Source organism: Marivirga atlantica (assembly GCF_016734805.1).
Lineage (GTDB): Bacteria > Bacteroidota > Bacteroidia > Cytophagales > Cyclobacteriaceae > Marivirga > Marivirga atlantica.
In genome coordinates, this window is sequence record NZ_JAERQG010000001.1 from 546,934 (window position 1) to 565,285 (window position 18,352).

Genomic DNA, 18,352 nt, shown 5'->3' on the forward strand with positions numbered 1-18,352 from the left:
CCCGAAAAAGATACAGACAAATTGAAAAATTCCTTAAAACAAAAAAAGCATCCTGCTATTAACAGGATGCTTTTCGAATTCTTTTGATTTATTGTTAACCTTATAAGGTTCTTTTAACTTCTCTTTCTTCAAAGCCTTCAATTACGTCTCCAACTTTAATATCATTGTATCCCTTGATACTGATACCACACTCGTAACCTTTTTTCACTTCAGCTACATCATCTTTGAAACGTTTCAATTGATCAATTTCACCGGTGTACTTCACAATACCGTCTCTAATTAAACGGATTTGATTGTTTCTCTTCACATAACCATCGGTTACCATACAACCAGCAACTGTACCAATTTTAGAGATTTTGAAGATTTCTCTTACTTCAATGTTACCCGTGATAACTTCCTCTGTAGTAGGAGCCAACATGCCTTCCATTGCGTCTTTAATTTCGTCAATGGCATCATAAATGATTGAGTACAGTCTAATTTCAATCTCCTCTTTATCGGCAATGTTTCTTGCATTAGCAGAAGGTCTTACCTGGAAACCTAAAATAATCGCATCAGAGGCAGAAGCCAGTAGCACATCACTTTCTGAAATCTGACCTACTGCTTTATGAATGATGTTAACTTGAACCTCATCGGTAGAAAGCTTCAATAATGAATCTGATAAGGCTTCAATAGAACCGTCCACATCACCTTTGATAATTACATTAAGCTCTTTAAAAGAACCAATCGCCAATCTACGACCAATTTCGTCAAGTGTAATGTGCTTCTTAGTTCGCATAGATTGCTCACGCTGAATCTGCTCACGTTTATTGGCAATTTCTCTTGCTTCACGGTCAGAATCCATTACGTTAAACTTATCTCCTGCCTGAGGTGCTCCATCCAAACCTAAAACTAATACCGGTGTTGATGGCCCGGCCTGATCAAGCTTTTTACCTCTGTGATCGAACATAGCCTTTACTTTACCATAGTGAGCTCCGGCCAACATTACATCACCAATTTTCAAAGTACCCGATTGTACCATGATTGTGGTAACGTAACCTCTACCTTTATCTAGCTCTGCCTCAACAACCGATCCTGTTGCTTTTCTATCAGGGTTAGCCTTTAACTCAAGTACTTCAGCCTCGAGTAATACTTTCTCAAGCAAGTCTTCAATACCTGCACCTGTTTTGGCTGAAACTTCCTGACACTGGTATTTACCACCCCAGTCTTCAACTAAGATATTTATATTAGCCAATTCTTCTTTTATCTTATCAGGGTTGGCATTTGGCTTATCAACCTTGTTAATGGCAATTACCATTGGTACACCAGCTACTTGTGCGTGATTGATAGCCTCTTTAGTTTGAGGCATCACTGCGTCATCAGCAGCCACTACAATTACGGCAACATCCGTAATTTTAGCACCTCTGGCACGCATTGCTGTAAATGCTTCGTGACCAGGTGTATCTAGAAATGCTACTTTCTTACCAGAATCTGTCATTACATCGTAAGCACCAATGTGCTGTGTAATACCACCAGCTTCACCTGCAGTAACTTTTGATTCACGGATAAAATCTAGTAATGATGTTTTACCGTGGTCAACGTGACCCATTATTGTAACGATTGGCGCTCTCTCTAAAAGATCTTCCGCCTTATCTTCTTCAACAATAACTTCAGTTTCATCATCTGTTTCAGTGAACTTCACATCATAACCAAATTCATCGGCAATAATTGTGATAGTTTCAGCATCAAGTCTTTGATTAATGGAAGCAAATATGCCTAAGGCCATACATTTAGCGATAACATCGTTTACGCTTACATCCATCATAGAGGCTAAATCATTGGCTGAAACAAATTCTGTTGTTTTCAACACCTTAGATTCTTGCTCCTGCGCTTGCAGATCGCCCTCCCTTTTATCGGCCTGTGTTTGCCTTTTTTCTCTTCTGTATTTTGATCTATTACCACCGCCTGAGCTGCCTTTGCCGCTTAATCGGGCCATGGTTTGTTTGATCTGTTCTTGAATTTCCTTTTCAGTTGGTTCTGCCTTCTGGTTTCTTCCAGTATTTCTACCGCCACCGCCTTTTTGGTTTTTAGCACGCGGATCGTGCTGAGGTCTGTTACCGGCAGTGCTACCAGGCTGTATTCTTTTACGAGGACGTTTACCTTTGCCTTCTTTTTTATCATCGGAAGAGGCAACTGGCTTAACACCTTTCTTCCCTCTTCTTTCTTTTTCCTTAGGCAATTCAATTTTACCTAATACTGTAAGTCCTTTTAAAGAATCAGCTTTGGCAGAAATGGTTTTATCTGCTGGTTTTTCTTCTTCAGCTTCTTTCTTTTCAGGTTTTTCTTCAGTCTTTTCCTTTGGAGCCTCTTTCTTAACTTCAGGCTTCTTCTCTTCAGCCTTTTCTTTAGGTGCTTCTTCTTTAGGTTCTTCTTTCTTCTCCTCCTTCTTACTTTCTACCTTTTGTTTAGGCTCCTCTTTTTTCTCTTCCTTCTTAGGTTCTTCTTTTTTAGGCTCCTCTTTCTTTTCTTCTTTGGCTTCAGGCTGAGGCTTTTTCTTGTCCTCAAGATCAATCTTACCTAAAACTTTTATACCCTGAAGCTTAGGCGCTTCAGATTTGTGAACATCCTCTTCGGGTTTCTTTTCTTCTTTTTCAGAAGTCTTTTTATCAGAAGTTTCAGCCGATGATGATCCTGAGTTTTTGATAAGGATTTTTTCTTCTTCGTCCTCTTTGCTCTCTTTTGTTTCTCCTTCAGAATCAATTACAACATTGCCAGCATGCTTTTTACCTATGGTAAGGCCAGAGGCCTCCTCTTTTTCCATAGCAGAGCTGGCAAATTCTTTCGCGAGCATGTTAAACTGCTCTTCTGAGATTTTAGAATTTGGTTTGCTGTCAACCTCAAAACCTTTATTGCTCAGAAAATCTGTGATTGTAGATAATCCTACATTCAATTTTCTGGCCGCAAGGCTGAGACGCATCATTTTTTCTTCTGACATAAATGCTTTTGTGTTCTTCTAAAAAATTTTGATTTAAACAGGGAGGTCTTTATTACCTATTACTCCTGCTCAAATTCTTGACTAAATATTTTAAATATTTCGTCAATAGTTTCTTCTTCTAAGTCGGTTCTTCTGATTAGCTCTTCTCTGCCTAATTCAAGCACACGCTTTGCTGTATCTAAACCTATCTTTTTAAGTTCTTCTATTACCCAGTCCTCCAACACATCGCTGAACTCATCAATCAATACATCTTCTTCTTCTGATTCAGAAAGCTCTCTGAATACATCGATTTCAAGACCTACTAATTTACTGGCTAATTTAATATTTTGTCCGCCTTTACCGATGGCTAATGACACCTGATCAGGCTTTAAGTAAACTGATACCCTTTTATTTTCTTCATCAATTTTGATTGAAGATATTTTTGCAGGACTTAAAGCACGCTGAATATAAAGCTCCAGGTTATCAGTATAGTTAATTACATCGATATTCTCATTCTGTAATTCTCTTACAATACTGTGAATTCTTGAGCCCTTCATACCTACACAAGCACCCACAGGGTCAATTCTGTCATCGTAAGATTCAACTGCTACTTTAGCTCTTTCGCCCGGCTCTCTCACTATTTTTTTCATAGTGATAAGCTCATCGTATACTTCTGGCACTTCTTGCTCGAATAGTCTTTCAAGGAATACCGGAGAAGTTCTGGATAGAATGATCTTTGGATTACCATTGATCATTTCTACTCTGTGTACTACTGCACGAACGTTATCCCCTTTTCTAAATCGATCTTTAGGGATCATTTCAGATTTAAGCAATACTAATTCGTTACCATCAGCATCTGTCAATAGAATTTCTCTGCTTAGTATTTGATAAACTTCACCAGCAATGATTTCACCTACCAACTCTTTGTACTTAGCAAAAAGAATATCCTTCTCAAGGTCTTTAACCTTTTGAATCAAGGTTTGACGCGCAGTAGTTACAGCTCTTCTTCCGAAGTCGATTAGCTTAACTTCTTCTGCTACTTCTTCACCAATTTCAAAATCTGGTTCAATCTTTTTAGCATCAGACAAGCTTATTTTGTCATGCTCCCAGATGTCTTCAGAATTATCATCAACAATTTCACGGAAACGCCAGATTTCCAAATCGCCTTTATCCGCGTTGATGATGATGTCAAAATTATCATCCGTTTCGTACTTTTTACGGATCATAGTTCTGAACACATCTTCCAGGATGCGGATCATTGTTGGTCTGTCAATGTTTTTCTGCCGAGCAAAGTCAGCGAACGATTCTATTAAATTTAAAGTGTCCATGTTACTTAAATGAAACTAAGACTTTAGTCTTTTGTATATCGCTAAAGGGAATGTTTGTTTCCTCTTCAACTGTTTTATTTTTACCTTTTTCCTTTACAAGCTGATTAACGATGATGTAATCATTTTCAACCTTAAGAAGTTCACCTTTAATGGTTTTTTCACTAGTTTCTACCTTTACATCACGACCTATATTTTTAATATACTGTCGTGTATTCATTAAAGGATGATCTAAACCTGGCGATGAAACTTCCAAAATGTAGGCGTTTGTTAACACCTCATCTTCTTCCATTCGGTGGCCCAATTGCCTACTAACACTGGCGCAATAGTCTATATCTACACCATTATCACCATCTAATAACACAACAATTTTTTTTCTGTCGTTTCCGGAAATTACAATCTCAACCACAAAATACTGCGGATCAGTTATGATTTCCTTAAGGTATCCTTCAATAATTGAATTCAATTCCATGCCGCTACGATAAAAAAGAGGGGACTTTAAAGTCCCCTCACAATTGTTAAATGCTAACTTTGTGCAAATTTAGAAGAAATATCTGAGCAAAACAAATAGGCTTATTTTAATAATAAATTAAGTCTGTGTGAGTTGAGGGTTGTTTTTAAGTATTTACTAAACATCTTACAATGTTCTCAAAATTTATAATTAAGAATCTTTTGGTATAACCTGCTCGATTCGAACGGAAATCTTCAAACCTTTCAAAGAATAAACGTTTATCAATGTTTATCAAATGCATTTTTATAATTTTACGGCATGATTAAAGACCTCAAAATTCAGAACTCGCTTACGCGCAAGAAGGAATTGTTTGAACCTATCAATCCGCCATTTGTGGGCATGTATGTTTGCGGACCTACTGTTTATAGTGATGTGCATATGGGTAACGTGCGTACTTTTATGAGTTTTGATGTGATTAATCGCTATCTGCGCCATTTAGGTTATAAAGTGCGATACGTGCGCAACATAACTGATGTAGGCCACTTGGTTGGTGATGCTGATGAAGGAGAAGATAAAATTGGGAAGAAGGCAAAGCTTGAAAATTTAGAGCCTATGCAAATTGTGCAGCGTTATGCCAATGGCTTCCACCAGGTGATGGATATGTTCAATACCTTACCACCTGATATTGAGCCAACAGCCACAGGTCATATAGTGGAGCAAATTGAAATTGTTAAAGTACTTTTAGAAAAAGGCTGGGCTTATGAAGTAAATGGATCCGTATATTTCGATGTAAATAAGTTTGATGAGGCACATGAATACGGCATTTTAAGTGGTCGAAAAATTGAAGACCTATTGAGCAATACAAGAGAATTAGATGGGCAAACGGATAAGAATAACCCCTTAGATTTTGCTATATGGAAAAATGCTTCAGAAGACCATATCATGCGTTGGCCGTCACCTTGGGGAGATGGTTTTCCCGGCTGGCATTTAGAGTGTACAGTAATGAGCACCAAGTATTTGGGTGAAACATTTGACATACACGGTGGAGGAATGGATTTGAAATTTCCGCATCATGAATGTGAAATTGCTCAATCAGTTGGAGCTACTGGAAAGAAGCCTGTAAACTATTGGATTCACACCAATATGCTTACTGTAAACGGTCAGAAAATGAGCAAGTCGTTAGGCAATTCTTTCTTACCAACAGAACTGGTAACTGGAGATCATAAAATGCTTGATCAGGGTTATACGCCAATGACAGTGCGCTTCTTCATGTTGCAAACTCATTATAGCAGTACCTTAGATTTTAGTAATGAAGCCTTAAAAGCATCACAGAAAGGCTATAAAAAATTAGCCAATGGATTAAAGGTTGTAAAATCATTAAACTATATAGCTGATGATGGAGCAAAGAATGACAAGCAGATAGAGCAGATTAATAAAATATGTGATAACTGCTACCATTCTATGAATGATGATTTCAATACCGCTAAAACAATAGCAGAATTGTTTAATCTGGTTAAGAAAATCAACTCACTGCAAACGGGTCAGCTAAAGTTTACAGAAATAGGTGAAGATACTTTTAACCGACTTAAAGAAACATATATCTCTTTTATGGAAGAGGTACTAGGCCTTAAAGAAGAAATGCCAACGGCTGCCGGTCCTCTGGTTGATGCTATGCTTGAGTTTTATAAAAAGGCAAAAGCAGAGAAGAATTACGAGCAGGTAGATGAAATCAGAAATATCCTCAAAACCAACAAGCTAATCATTAAAGACATGAAAAGCAGCGTAGAGTGGGGATATGAAGAGTAGTAGTTAGGCCTCGGGTTTTGGGAGAAAGGCATTACTCATTTTAAAGTAACATTGAGTAATGCCTTTCTTTAATTAAAGTCAAAAACCAATACCCAATTGCTTTTAACTTACTTGCAAATTAGAAGGGATAACCAATTGCAAAGTTCCAAACTATGTTTTGTTGCCTCCAGCTTTTGTTACCAAACTGATAGTTATCTTGCCAGGTGAAAGTACCGTTTGCATCGGCTTTTCTTAGAGGCGTAGCTACATCTAGCCGAACTACCACAAATTGAATATCCAGCCGCAAACCTATACCGGCACCAACGGCTATCTGATTGGACCAATCTTTAGTAAACTCTCCTTCAAAATTATTTTCAGGGTCTCCATTTTGCAGCCAAACGTTTCCTGCATCTGCAAAAACGGCACCTTTAAAGTAAGAGAAAATTGGAAAACGATATTCGAGGTTGCCCTCTACTTTAATATCTCCTGTCTGGTCGAAAAATGAGCTGGTCGATGTTTCATCTGTAGTAGAGTAGTTTCCTGGTCCTACAGATCGAATTCGGAAAGCACGCAAACTATTTGGCCCACCTGAAAAATACTGTTTGGAATATGGCAAGCTTTGAGAATTGCCGTAAGGAAATCCCCAGCCGGTAAATAAGCGAGTCACAAATTGCGAGTTTTGAGTGACTTCAAAATAGTTTCTGACATCAATATCGAACTTATTGTACTGCGCATATTCTACACCAAATAAAGATTTATTGGTACCAGAATTGCCACCGATATTTTGAATGAGCCCAAACATATTTCCTGCCAATTCAGCATTAAACAAAACAAGAAAACGGCTTCTCTGCTCTGTAAGCAACAACTTATTGTATTGATAGCTGTAGCTTAAAGCGGGAATAAATTGTTGCTCAAAACTTCTTCTTAAAAAGGAGTTATCGTTGAGTAGCTCCTCAAAGGCTGCGGTTTTTTTGGCAATGTTAATAAGGTTAACTGAGATTGGGTTCAGGTTGTGGGTAACATACGCATTTACATTCCATTCATAGCCAACTAAACCAAGAAACGAGTTCAACGAATAATATTGCACTCTGCGAAGCACATCATAAGACAGCCTAAACTTGGTTTTAGGGATGGAGTATCTGAATTTTTCGTGCAAATGAAAAGGTGAAACCAAACGAGGTACTCGGTACTCTGCTGCAATACCGGTTTCCAAACTATTTAAACCTGATAGTTCACCTCCTGCTAATTGAGCCTCATAACCAACTTTTCCTTTTAAACTGAAGGTTTCCGCTCCATGAAAAATGTTTCTGTTCAAGTACTCTAGTGTTAGGGCTGTGCCCACAAAGTTGTTTGATTTTGAGGTGCCCTGAAATTCAGCTACGAACGAACGCTTTTTTAATGGAGAAAGATAAATTGAGGTATTAAGTGTTCCATACCCACTTGCAAGTGTAGAATCACGTTGGAAGCGGATGCTTACATATCTATAGTTTTGCAAGGAATTTAAACGCCTGCTAGTAAATCGCTCCTCCTCTTCATCGTATAAATCCCCCTCCTTAAATAAGAGATAGGGATGCAATTTGGCAGGGTAGAAATAAATACCATCTTGAATATATTCCACACCTTTATAGATTGCCGTGTCATTACCAGTTTTGGTGCTGTCATTCAATAAAGTGTAATGAGGGAAAACAGTTATGTCACCAATTTTATACTGAGCAAGTGCGGCCTGCGGAGTATTTTCTTTCACCATTAAGGTTAATTTGACCCTATTTGGTTCAGTGGTATTAACAGAATCAGCATCAAAAATTAGATAATCGGCATTGAAATAATAGTAACCTTGCTCTTTGAGATAGTGAGAGATATTAGATCTTGCTTGTTTTAGCATGTAAAGGTCAAAAGGGGCTTTAGGCTTAATGGTTTTTTCTCTGCTCGTATACTCAGTTAATAAGCTATCCATTAAGGGAATACCTACAGAATCATATTCATATTCACTGATTAACAACCTTGTGCCAGGGCGGATTGTAAACTTGGTAACTCCAGTTAGTCTGCCAGGAGATTTTTTAGAACTAATTTGGCTGTAGAAATATCCCTTGTTTTCTAACCTATTACGCATAAGTTTATTTGTGCTGTTAAGGTCTATTTCGCTTAACAACACAGCTTCTTCACCTATTCTTTTGTTTATCCATCTGGAATAAAAAGTAGATACGCCTCTATTTACTCGTTGTCTTGCCCAAAGACCCAAGCGTATACCAAGAATTTTTTCATTGGGTTTTGGCCGAGTTACTAAATTAAGCTCTTCTTTTAATTCTCCTTTTTCATAGCGGCTTAGTTTACCCTTTATTGAAATATCCGCACCTGTGTATAGCTTTTCGTCTTCAGGAATATACTTTAATGTATTGCAGCTGCTTGCTAGAAAAAGCATGCTTAAAAGGCATATGATATGGTAATTGAGCCTATTCTTCATCTCTATTATTCCATAAGTCTTTAAATTGCTCAAACTCTTTATTAAACTGAACTGATAAGCCTGTTACAGTTACCTGACCCTCAATTAGGCCTTCAAACTCATTTTTTCTGTAACCAGTTAGTTTATAAGTACCATCTTCAGTAAGTAGATATTCGATTAATACATTGCCAAGAATGTCTGTTGCACTTTGGTCTTGGCGTTGCTGACCTTCCAAATCTACCTGGCTACCAATTTGCACTCTAAACCTGTTATTGAATAAACTTTTACTCAGACTCAATCCTAATTGGGTTCTATCCTTAGCGGTGCCACTTTCATAATCTTTATAGCTGTCTAAATCTAAGCTCAGATCAATTCCTTTAATGTATTGATCACTAATTTTATTCAATTGATTAGTTAGAATCTGGCTGGCAGAATTTCGAGCTATTACTTCTGAATCGGGGCCAGTGCCTGATGAACCACGAGGGAAAAATTGATTAAGCACAAGCAAAGAAAAAACCTGCTTGTTCAATTCGGCTTCATTGTTATTAATGGATTGAATTTGCTGATAAACTTGTCCACCGAAGGTGCCTCTTACATCCTGCGGCATGTTTAAACCAAAAGTAATTTCAGGACTTGAAAGGCTACCATTTATAAAAAGGTTTACTATAAAGGGTACTTTTTGTCTGTATTGTGATTTTGTTTGAGAGCTACTTGAAGGATCAGCCATTAATGTGGATGGAGAAGTTTCCACCTGGTAGTTAGCTGTAATATCCAGACCTGCCTCATAAGGATCACCATACCATTTTACCTGGCTGCCCGATTGTATTTCAAATTTACGTTTTACTAAATCATAAAGGCTGAGTTGATAGTAGCCTTCGTTTACCAAATAGTTTCCTGTGAGGTTAATTGTTCCGGCTTCATTTAACCCTAAGTTTAAGTCACTTTCACCTGAAATAATTAGGTAATCACCTCTACGCTCATCTACCACTACTTTAAATTGAGCATTTTTATCTGTTTTAATGAGGGCATCTAACTCAATTCCACTTATATCGACATTCTTTGAGGTACTATCGCCCTTTACCTTTAAGCTATCGAGCGCTTCATAAGGGCTGCGAAAACGAACAATTCCTTCCCGTTCAATAATATCAACTGTTGAAGGAGGTACTACATAAGTGAAGCTGGTATTATCATTTATGGTTAATTCTGAATTAATTTTTGGCCTGTTTAGAGTGCCTTTCCAGCTTATATTGGCATCCACATAAACTTTCCCATAATAAGTCTCATTATTACTTTTATCGGTATTCATTAGCTGGAAATTATTGGCTTTTAACTCAAGCTGAATATCAGGATTAAGTAGTTCATTTGTGTAGATATCTCCAGTTAGCTGCATTTTATTATTCTGTTCATCTAAAACAGTAAAGTTGTCTAAATGGATAGTTTGGTTTTTTAGCAATAGCTTCTCATTAGGGAGCTTAAATTGTGTATTTAAATCGGTTGAAAATACGCTGGCATCTTTAAATCGGATATCACCTGAATAATCGAAATTGTCAATGTTACCTTTGATTTTGAAGTTTCCTGCAATCGTGCCTGAGGCTTCTTTAATAAACCCTTCAGAAAAAGCTGTTACAAATGGTAATGAAAGCTTGAGCATTTCCAGGTCAATGTCAAATGTTGGGCTTTCCGTATTAGTGTCTATCCAACCACCACCTTCTAAATCAAGCGGTCCTTTGGCATCTATCTTTAAATCATATTTATGATTTTCAATTTGTTTTGCTGATAAGCTCAAGTTGCCACCGTCTTTATCGAAAACAGAAATGTTCTTTAAGTTTATATCAGCAGTGAAATCCAAGGGGTTATTATAATCTGCCAGACGAAACTTTCCATCTAACATGCCTTTAAGTATTATTTCTTCAGGGTTTAGAAGCGAAATAAAATTCTCGATCCGGAACTGACTAAAATCTATAGCTAAACCATTTGAGTTTTCATTTTCTATGGTTTCAATTGCCAAAGACTGCTCCCCTTGTTTTAAGCGGAGACTTTCAATACGCAATTTATTATCTGTAAACTTGAAAGTATTATCGTCATTTACCTCCCATCTTGAACCATTTAACAGCAACCTATCAGGGTTAATTTTCCAGTTTAAGGAATCATTATACTCTTTTGCAGTCGCATTAATAAAGAACAAACTATCAGAAAGTTCATCAAGCATGAATAGCTTAAAATTAGCTTGTTCCTGGTTTACATCTGCCAGTAGCGAAGTTTCATAAATATTGATGAAGCCGGATTCAATTTTCTTTATAGTATTTTCAAGTTTTAAGGAGTTGGTATCGGCTTTAATATCCATTGCTAAACTATCGATGCTAATATCTTGATAAGTAAGCTGAGGGAGGTTTAATTGGAAATCAAGCATTTTCTTTTTCGACAGATACTCACCGTGAAACCTTAATGGATCAAAAGTGAGAGATTCATTAAGCAGGGCATTTACATTTTCGCTTAGGGCGGCCTTAATGTCTACCTTAACATCTACCGGTTTGTATGTGGAATCCACATTGAAAAGCTCTAAAGCCAGAATATTTTCCGCATTATATTGAATTCTGCTAAGCGCATTTAGTGGCTGATTGAGTTTTACCTCACCCGAAATTTGCTCCCACTCTAAAGAAATGTAGCTGCTGTCTGCATCGTTACCCACTTTAAGTTTGAGAGGATCAAAAGTGAAAAAATTTGTCTGATCGGCATAAGACATTCGCTCGATTTTCAGGTCAATATATTGAGAGCTATCGATCAGTAAAATATCTGAGTTTAAATGAAGCTGGGCATAAGCCAATGAATCTGCGATGCCAAAAGTCTGAAGGTTAAGTTTATCAAGATTCAGGTCTAAAGTGATTTTTTGCTGAGTAGAATCGAGTTTTCCATTTGCAGTAAGCTGATAGGCTAGTTTATTATCTTTGTATTTACTGTTTAAGTTTAGCGAGTCCTTTATCACTTGCAAATCGAGAAAAAGGGAGTCGAAGTCCATTTGTTGATAACTAAACTTAGGAATAATGATGCTGGCATCAGTTGTTAAATTAGGCCATTTAAATCCTGAGCCTTCGGCATTTACAAAAACATCGGTTGGTTCAAAACTAATAGAGTCTTGCAACCACTTGTCTAAAGCCAATTTACTTGCTTTTAGGTCAAGCTTATAATCTTGTTTTTTGGTCAGGTTTAGGAATCCTTTTACATCTAGTTGAGAATAGTTATCAATAACAGCATTAGCATCTGCCGATACTTTTTGGGGAGAATAAAATCCCTTTCCAGTTAACTCAACTTTTTGAGGGTAATGATTGGGGTAGTCGGATGGCATGAAAAAAGAGAAATCATTGGTACTCGCATTCAAGGTTAAATCATTAAGAGTTACTTGAATGCTGTCAGCATTCATCCATCTCTCTACTGAACCTTTGGTATTGATGCTTGATTTCTCACCGTAAAAAACAACGAGCTTTTCGATATCAGTTTTTAGAGCATTACCTTTTAGCTGGCCATATAAAGCAATTGGGTGTTTGGCCAGAGAATCATAGGGAGCAACTTTTTTCAGGCTTGGAGAGAAATAATATGCATCATTAAGAGCAACCTTTGTTCCCGCTTTAAATTGAATGTTAGCATTGATTTTATTCAGGTCAGCTTCTATCAGTTCATCAAAGGAATTATACTGTAAAATGATATCACCATCAATATTTGTTTGATTGGCTTGTAGCTTTAAACCAATTAATGAAATTCCTTTGTCGTTAAAGTCAAGATCTGTTTTAAGTTGTTTGAGGTTAAAGTTGTTTTTGTCCTGAGCGGAAAAACGAAGCTCATCGGCCTTAATCTGCTTAGAAGAAAAAGAAAGTGATTCAGAAGAAAGATTTATGTGGCTATAATTGAGGTGATTTGCATCAAAGCTTTTAGTCTTGACAGGTTTGCCCATGTTAATAGCCAGCTGCCGCAAGTTGAAGTCGATTTCACCAACATCAATAGTCCAGTCAGGTAAAGTAAAGGGTTCGTCAGAGTTGTTGTTGACAGAATCACTTTGAGCACTTGTGGTATCTGTAGTGGGTAACAGTAAAGAGAATGATTGCTGCTGGTTCAAAAGCCTTTCAACCTTAATCTGTTGTTTATTGAGGTTTAAAGAAGCAGTAGTAATTTCAAGTTTGTTCCAATCACCACCTACAAATAAACTATCGTAAACAGCATCATAATTAAATTTGATATCACTTAATTTAATTGACCCTACTTTTATGTGGGGTAGGCTAACGTCACTTTCTTCTTCTGAGGGCGGAGACCCTTGCTCTTGTCGGTATTGAAAATTAACGCCATTTAAATTAAGGTGAGCTACATCAAAATTTAAACTGTCAAAATCTAAAGAGTTAACTTCAGTTTCAAGTTCAGTTAGTGATAGGGAAGTTTTTAAGGTGGTGGTTATATCTTTAAATGATGCATTTATGTCTGCCAGATAGATTTTATCAATACTAAAAGGAATAGAGCTTTTTTCTTTAGTACTATCAGGAGTTGCAGGCTTTTTATTGCTGGTGGAATCTGAGAAAGCATCAATTAAGAATTGGTAGTTAAAAGTGCTGTCTTTTGAGTTATGGATGTTGGCATTAACGCCTTCAAGTGCTACTCTCTTTACATGATAAAAACCATCCAAAAGGGGTTTCCATTCAACATCAACCAAAATTGACTTAGCATAAAGCAGCGTATCTTTTTGCTTGTCTTCCAGATAAATCCCTTCTATTTGAGCGGCACCTAAAAAGGTGACATAGAGCCTGTCGATAGAAACTTCAGTCTCGGTTTTATCGCTCACATAAGAGGTAGCATAGTTGGTTATTTTCTGCTGCACATAAGGAAGCCTTAAAGAAAGGATGAGGCCAACTAACAACAAAAGAATTACCCCAATAGAGATTAAAAAGTATTTAAGTATTCTGTTCAAATTCAGGTTTAATAAAACGGCCGCAATTTATCCATTATTAAGGCCATAACCGCTATATTGTTTGAATAGTATTTACAGAATGTGATTAATTGAGGTCTTCGTAATAATCTCTTTCCCTATAAGGGTGCTCAATTTTAAGAAGTTTAATGAACAAAAGTTCGAACAGAGGGCCGAGCCAAATAAGGATTAGGCCAACAACTCCCATGATCATGGATTCATATTTGAGTGTTTCCATGTTATCCAGCCAGAAGAGGGTATGAAGAATAGAGGTAATGATTCTTAACAAAATCGTCCACTTTTTTCGCCAGGTAATAATAATGAGGAGGTTTTGAAGTAAAATGAGCATTGCAAAAACCAGCACGTAGTCATTTATAAACCAATCGAGAAAGATCGATTCAAAAACAGTTTTGCTCAAATCCATTCCGAATAAGCCATCAAAAATTAAAATGTATTTGTAAGTAGCGTAAAAAACAGCGATTTGAATGATGCTAACTAAGGCACCAACAAAAATTCTTTTTCTGAGCATAGTTCTGTATTAAGCTCAAAATATACAAAATAGGTTTAAAAATACATAGGTAAATTATATTGTCGTAAAGTGCTTTGTTTCCTTTTGAAGAACTTTAATAACCAATAACATAAGTGGAATGCCTTTAAATTTTTGTGAACAATGGCCTTAACAGTATGATTAATAAGTACAAAGCCTTAAATTGACTAAATAAAATCCGCGAGAAATTAATATCCTACCATGTCAAAAACCATAATTGTATCTAACCGCTTACCAATTAGAATTGAAAAAGAAGATGGAAAAAATCTTTACAAAACCAGTGAAGGTGGACTAGCAACAGGCTTAGGCTCCATCTACAAAGATGGAGATAATATTTGGGTAGGATGGCCAGGGATTTCTTTACCGGAAGAAGAGGAGAAGGAAGTTGAAGGGGAGCTGATACAGCGCAATATGCGCCCTGTATTTTTAAGTGAGGCGGAAGTTCAGGAATTTTATTTAGGCTTTAGTAACCAAACCTTATGGCCTGCTTTTCACTATTTCATTCACCATATGCGCTTTAAGGATGAGGAGTGGAAAGCTTACACAGATGCCAACCAAAAATTTGCTGATGCAGTAAGTAAATGGCTTGAACCAGATGATGTGGTTTGGATTCACGATTACCAGCTCATGTTAGTTCCCAATATGCTAAGGCAAAAATTCCCAAATATAACAATCGGGTTTTTTCAGCACATTCCTTTCCCTTCTTATGAAGTATTTAGAATGATACCCTGGAGAAGAAAGTTGCTGAATGGAGTTTTAGGTGCAGATTATATTGGTTTCCATACTTATGATGACATGCGCCACTTTTTAAGTAGTTGCCATAGGTTAGCAGGCTACAGCTACAATAGAAATCAAATATTAGTTAAAAACAGATTGGTTGAGGTAGATTCTCTGCCGATGGGAATTGATTATGACAAATATGCCCAATCTGCTAAAAGCGAATTAGCTAAGGCTAAGGAAATGGCCTTTAGAAATTCTCTTGGTTCTCAAGATTTAATCTTGTCAATGGATAGGCTGGATTACTCAAAAGGCATTCCGGGTCGATTAAAAGCATTCGATAGATTTCTAGATGAAAATCCGGAATACATAGGCAAGGTTTCACTATTTCTTATTGTAGTTCCTTCCAGAGATAGGGTGCCAAGCTATAAAGCCTTGAAAGAAAAGGTTGAGTTTTTGGTTGGTCATATCAACGGAAAATATGCTACCATTAATTATGTGCCTATTCGGTTCTATTACAGAAGTTATCCGCTGGATGAGTTATCCGCTTTTTACCGAATGTGCAGAATTGCCATGATTACACCTAAGCGAGATGGTATGAACCTGGTTTGTAAAGAGTATATCGCCTCTCGCGAAAACCAAGATGGTGTGCTTATCCTTAGTGAGATGGCCGGTGCGGCTAAAGAGTTATCAGATGCTATTTTGGTAAATCCTAACGATGAAGCTGAAATGGTTGAATCGATTAAACGCGCCCTTGAAATGCCTATTAAAGAACAGCAGAGGCGCATGCAGATTATGCAGCAAACCGTAAGCAAGTACACCATTTTCCAATGGGTCGATTTATTCATTGGCAACCTAAGAGGCTTAAAAGCACGACAGGAAGCCATGGCTACCAAGAAACTTACGGAAGAACTAAAAGAAGAACTTGTTGCCAAATTTAAGAAATCAAAAGACCCTATTATATTTCTGGATTATGATGGTACTCTTGTACCTTTCTTTGAAGATCCTGAAGATAGCGCACCAGATGAAGAACTTGAAAAGTTATTAACAGTACTCTCTAAAAAAGCCAAACTTGTGGTAATCAGTGGTAGAAAAGCCGCCACCCTCGATAAGTGGCTTACTAAATTTCATATTGACTTAATTGCCGAACATGGCATTAAAATTAATATCGATGGCAAGGGCTGGATTAAGAACCCTGAAATTATTTCCAGCGAATGGAAGGATGAGGCCAGAAATATCATGGAGTTTTACATTCAGCGAACTCCAGGATCCTTCCTTGAAGAAAAGGAACATACTTTAGTTTGGCACTATAGAAAAGTAGAAAAAGGACTCGGGGGGTTAAGATCTAGAGAGCTATCATCTCACCTCAAACATTTCTTATCAAATAAAGGGCTTGATATAATTGATGGCGACCATGTGGTAGAAGTTAAACCGTCAGCTATTAATAAAGGTAAAGCAGCCAAAGAAAGGCTGAAGGATATGAATTCTGATTTTGTAATGGCTTTTGGTGATGATAGAACAGATGAAGATACATTCGAAGCACTATCGGATACAGCTGAAACCATTAAAGTAGGCAATGGATTTTCATATGCTAAGTTTGCTGTAGAAAATCATGAGGAGGTAAGAAGTTTACTCTGGAATATGGTTGGCGAGCGCTAAAAGGGAGCATTTTTAGGAACACAAAGGTTTTTCCTGCTCAATTCTGCAAGAATATCTCTTATATTTACGGGCTGTAATTTCAGCTTATGAAGAAATTAGTAAGAGGCCTTATATTTTTAGTGATTTTGCTCTTCGTAGTTTATCTATTGTTGCCAACGCATGCGCAAAGAGCTTTTCTGTATCTTCATGCTAATATTGACGACTACGAAATTTTTGAAAATAGAAAAGTAGTTGCCAGCAATCCGCTCCCGTGGAAGTTGTCAGAAAATTACAATCAATATGAGTTAGGTGGTGTTTTTCAGGATACGCTAGCTCATTATGAAACAACGGCCTTTCTAGTAATAAAGGATACAGCAATAGTTTATGAGCACTATTATGAAGGCTATGATCAAAAAAGTATTTCCAATTCTTTTTCTGCCGCTAAAAGCATAGTGAGTTTGCTTATTGGTATTGCCATATCAGAGAATCAGATCAAAAGTGTGTTTCAGCCTGTAAGTGATTTCCTACCAGAGTTTGCTGAAGGTGAAAAAGCTAATATGATTATTAGAGACTTACTTACCATGAGCTCTGGTTTAGATTGGAGCGAAGGCTATGCCAATCCATTTTCAGTTACTACCAGAGCTTATTATGGCACTGATTTGAGGGGCTTGGTCGCTGGTCTATCTACTGAAAGCGCTCCTGGATTAGAATTCGATTATAAAAGTATTGACACACAAGTTTTAGCAGAAATATTGGAGGTAGCTACAGGTCAATCATTAAGCGAATATGCAACCAACAGATTATGGAGAAGAATTGGTGCCGAGCAAGATGCATTATGGAGTTTAGATAAGGCGGGAGGCATGGAAAAAGCCTTTTGCTGCTTTAACAGCACAGCTCGTGACTTTGCCAGAATTGGCCAATTGGTTTTAAATGAAGGCCAATCAATTGACGGAAAGCCAATTATTCATCCTGACTATATTCATATGATGACAACACCTGCTGATTATAGCATGAGGGAATCTGAGTCTGGATTTTATGGCTACCAATGGTGGATTGTCAATTATAAAGGAAAGCAAATTCCATATGCCCGCGGTATTTTGGGGCAATACATATTTGTGTTGCAAGATAAAAATGCTGTTGTTGTGAGGTTAGGAAAACAAAGAAGTAAAAAATACATTGATCACCACCCGGCTGAAATTTATACCTACCTGAATGCCGCATACGAGTTATTAAAATGAGTAAAATTCAATTTTTAAGAATTATATATTGGGTACTTTTCGCAAGTACTATCATACTTTTTTATTACAGCCTTCGCTATAGTCCGGAGTTTCGAGTGTACACCACATCTGGTGCCCTGATATTATGGGGCGTGGCTTTCCTGATTAATAGGTACATCAAAAAGAATGAAAACTAACTTTTTAAAGCGGTGTACACTAAATGTATACTAATTCTTCATACCATTAATTTGAGAACTGATCGAAAAAGGCGCATTTTTGTTTGGTTAGAATATTAATTGTTAAATAAGTATCTTACATTGAGTAAGTTATAACCAAA

Annotated in this window: 9 protein-coding genes; 3 read left to right on the forward strand and 6 right to left on the reverse strand. The window is 37.1% G+C overall.

Translation table 11 applies throughout. The features are described 5' to 3' along the window. Positions 1–100: 100 nt before the first annotated feature. From infB to JKP34_RS02525, 3 genes are read right to left on the reverse strand one after another with little or no spacing between them, the layout of a single operon-like run. A complete protein-coding gene (gene infB / locus JKP34_RS02515) occupies positions 101–2,971 on the reverse strand; it encodes a translation initiation factor IF-2 (RefSeq protein WP_201917372.1) in 2,871 nt (956 codons plus the stop codon). Positions 2,972–3,030: 59 nt separating this feature from the next. Beyond that, entirely contained in the window at positions 3,031–4,278 is a 1,248-nt protein-coding gene (nusA, locus tag JKP34_RS02520; RefSeq protein WP_201917374.1) for a transcription termination factor NusA, read from the reverse strand. 1 nt (position 4,279) lies between these two features. After that, positions 4,280–4,747: a ribosome maturation factor RimP gene (locus tag JKP34_RS02525; RefSeq protein ID WP_201917376.1), complete on the reverse strand. Its 468-nt coding sequence runs from the start codon at positions 4,745–4,747 to the stop codon at positions 4,280–4,282. Between the two features lie 297 nt (positions 4,748–5,044). Here JKP34_RS02525 and cysS point away from each other — a divergent pair, with 297 nt between their 5' ends. Further along, on the forward strand, positions 5,045–6,532 hold the full coding sequence (gene cysS, locus JKP34_RS02530) for a cysteine--tRNA ligase (RefSeq protein ID WP_201917378.1): 1,488 nt from the start codon (positions 5,045–5,047) through the stop codon (positions 6,530–6,532). A gap of 118 nt (positions 6,533–6,650) precedes the next feature. Here the strand turns inward: cysS and tamL are convergent, their stop codons facing one another. From tamL to JKP34_RS02545, 3 genes are all read right to left on the reverse strand, one after another. After that, the gene (gene tamL, locus JKP34_RS02535; protein WP_236664866.1) at positions 6,651–8,972 is read right to left on the reverse strand and encodes a translocation and assembly module lipoprotein TamL; all 2,322 of its coding nucleotides are present in this window, start codon (positions 8,970–8,972) and stop codon (positions 6,651–6,653) included. After that, a complete protein-coding gene (locus JKP34_RS02540) occupies positions 8,962–13,899 on the reverse strand; it encodes a translocation/assembly module TamB domain-containing protein (protein WP_201917382.1) in 4,938 nt (1,645 codons plus the stop codon). The genes tamL and JKP34_RS02540 overlap by 11 nt, the downstream gene beginning before the upstream one ends. Positions 13,900–13,984: 85 nt before the next feature. Further along, positions 13,985–14,425, reverse strand: a complete 441-nt coding sequence (locus JKP34_RS02545) for a hypothetical protein (RefSeq protein WP_201917384.1) — start codon at positions 14,423–14,425, stop codon at positions 13,985–13,987. A gap of 219 nt (positions 14,426–14,644) precedes the next feature. On the opposite strand from JKP34_RS02545, the gene JKP34_RS02550 reads away from it, so the two are divergent. Both JKP34_RS02550 and JKP34_RS02555 read left to right on the forward strand, forming a co-directional pair. Further along, positions 14,645–16,819, forward strand: a complete 2,175-nt coding sequence (locus JKP34_RS02550) for a bifunctional alpha,alpha-trehalose-phosphate synthase (UDP-forming)/trehalose-phosphatase (protein WP_201917386.1) — start codon at positions 14,645–14,647, stop codon at positions 16,817–16,819. A gap of 86 nt (positions 16,820–16,905) precedes the next feature. Continuing rightward, complete coding sequence (locus tag JKP34_RS02555) at positions 16,906–18,036, forward strand: serine hydrolase domain-containing protein (protein ID WP_201917388.1); 1,131 nt, start codon at positions 16,906–16,908, stop codon at positions 18,034–18,036. The last annotated feature ends 316 nt before the right edge of the window (positions 18,037–18,352 follow it).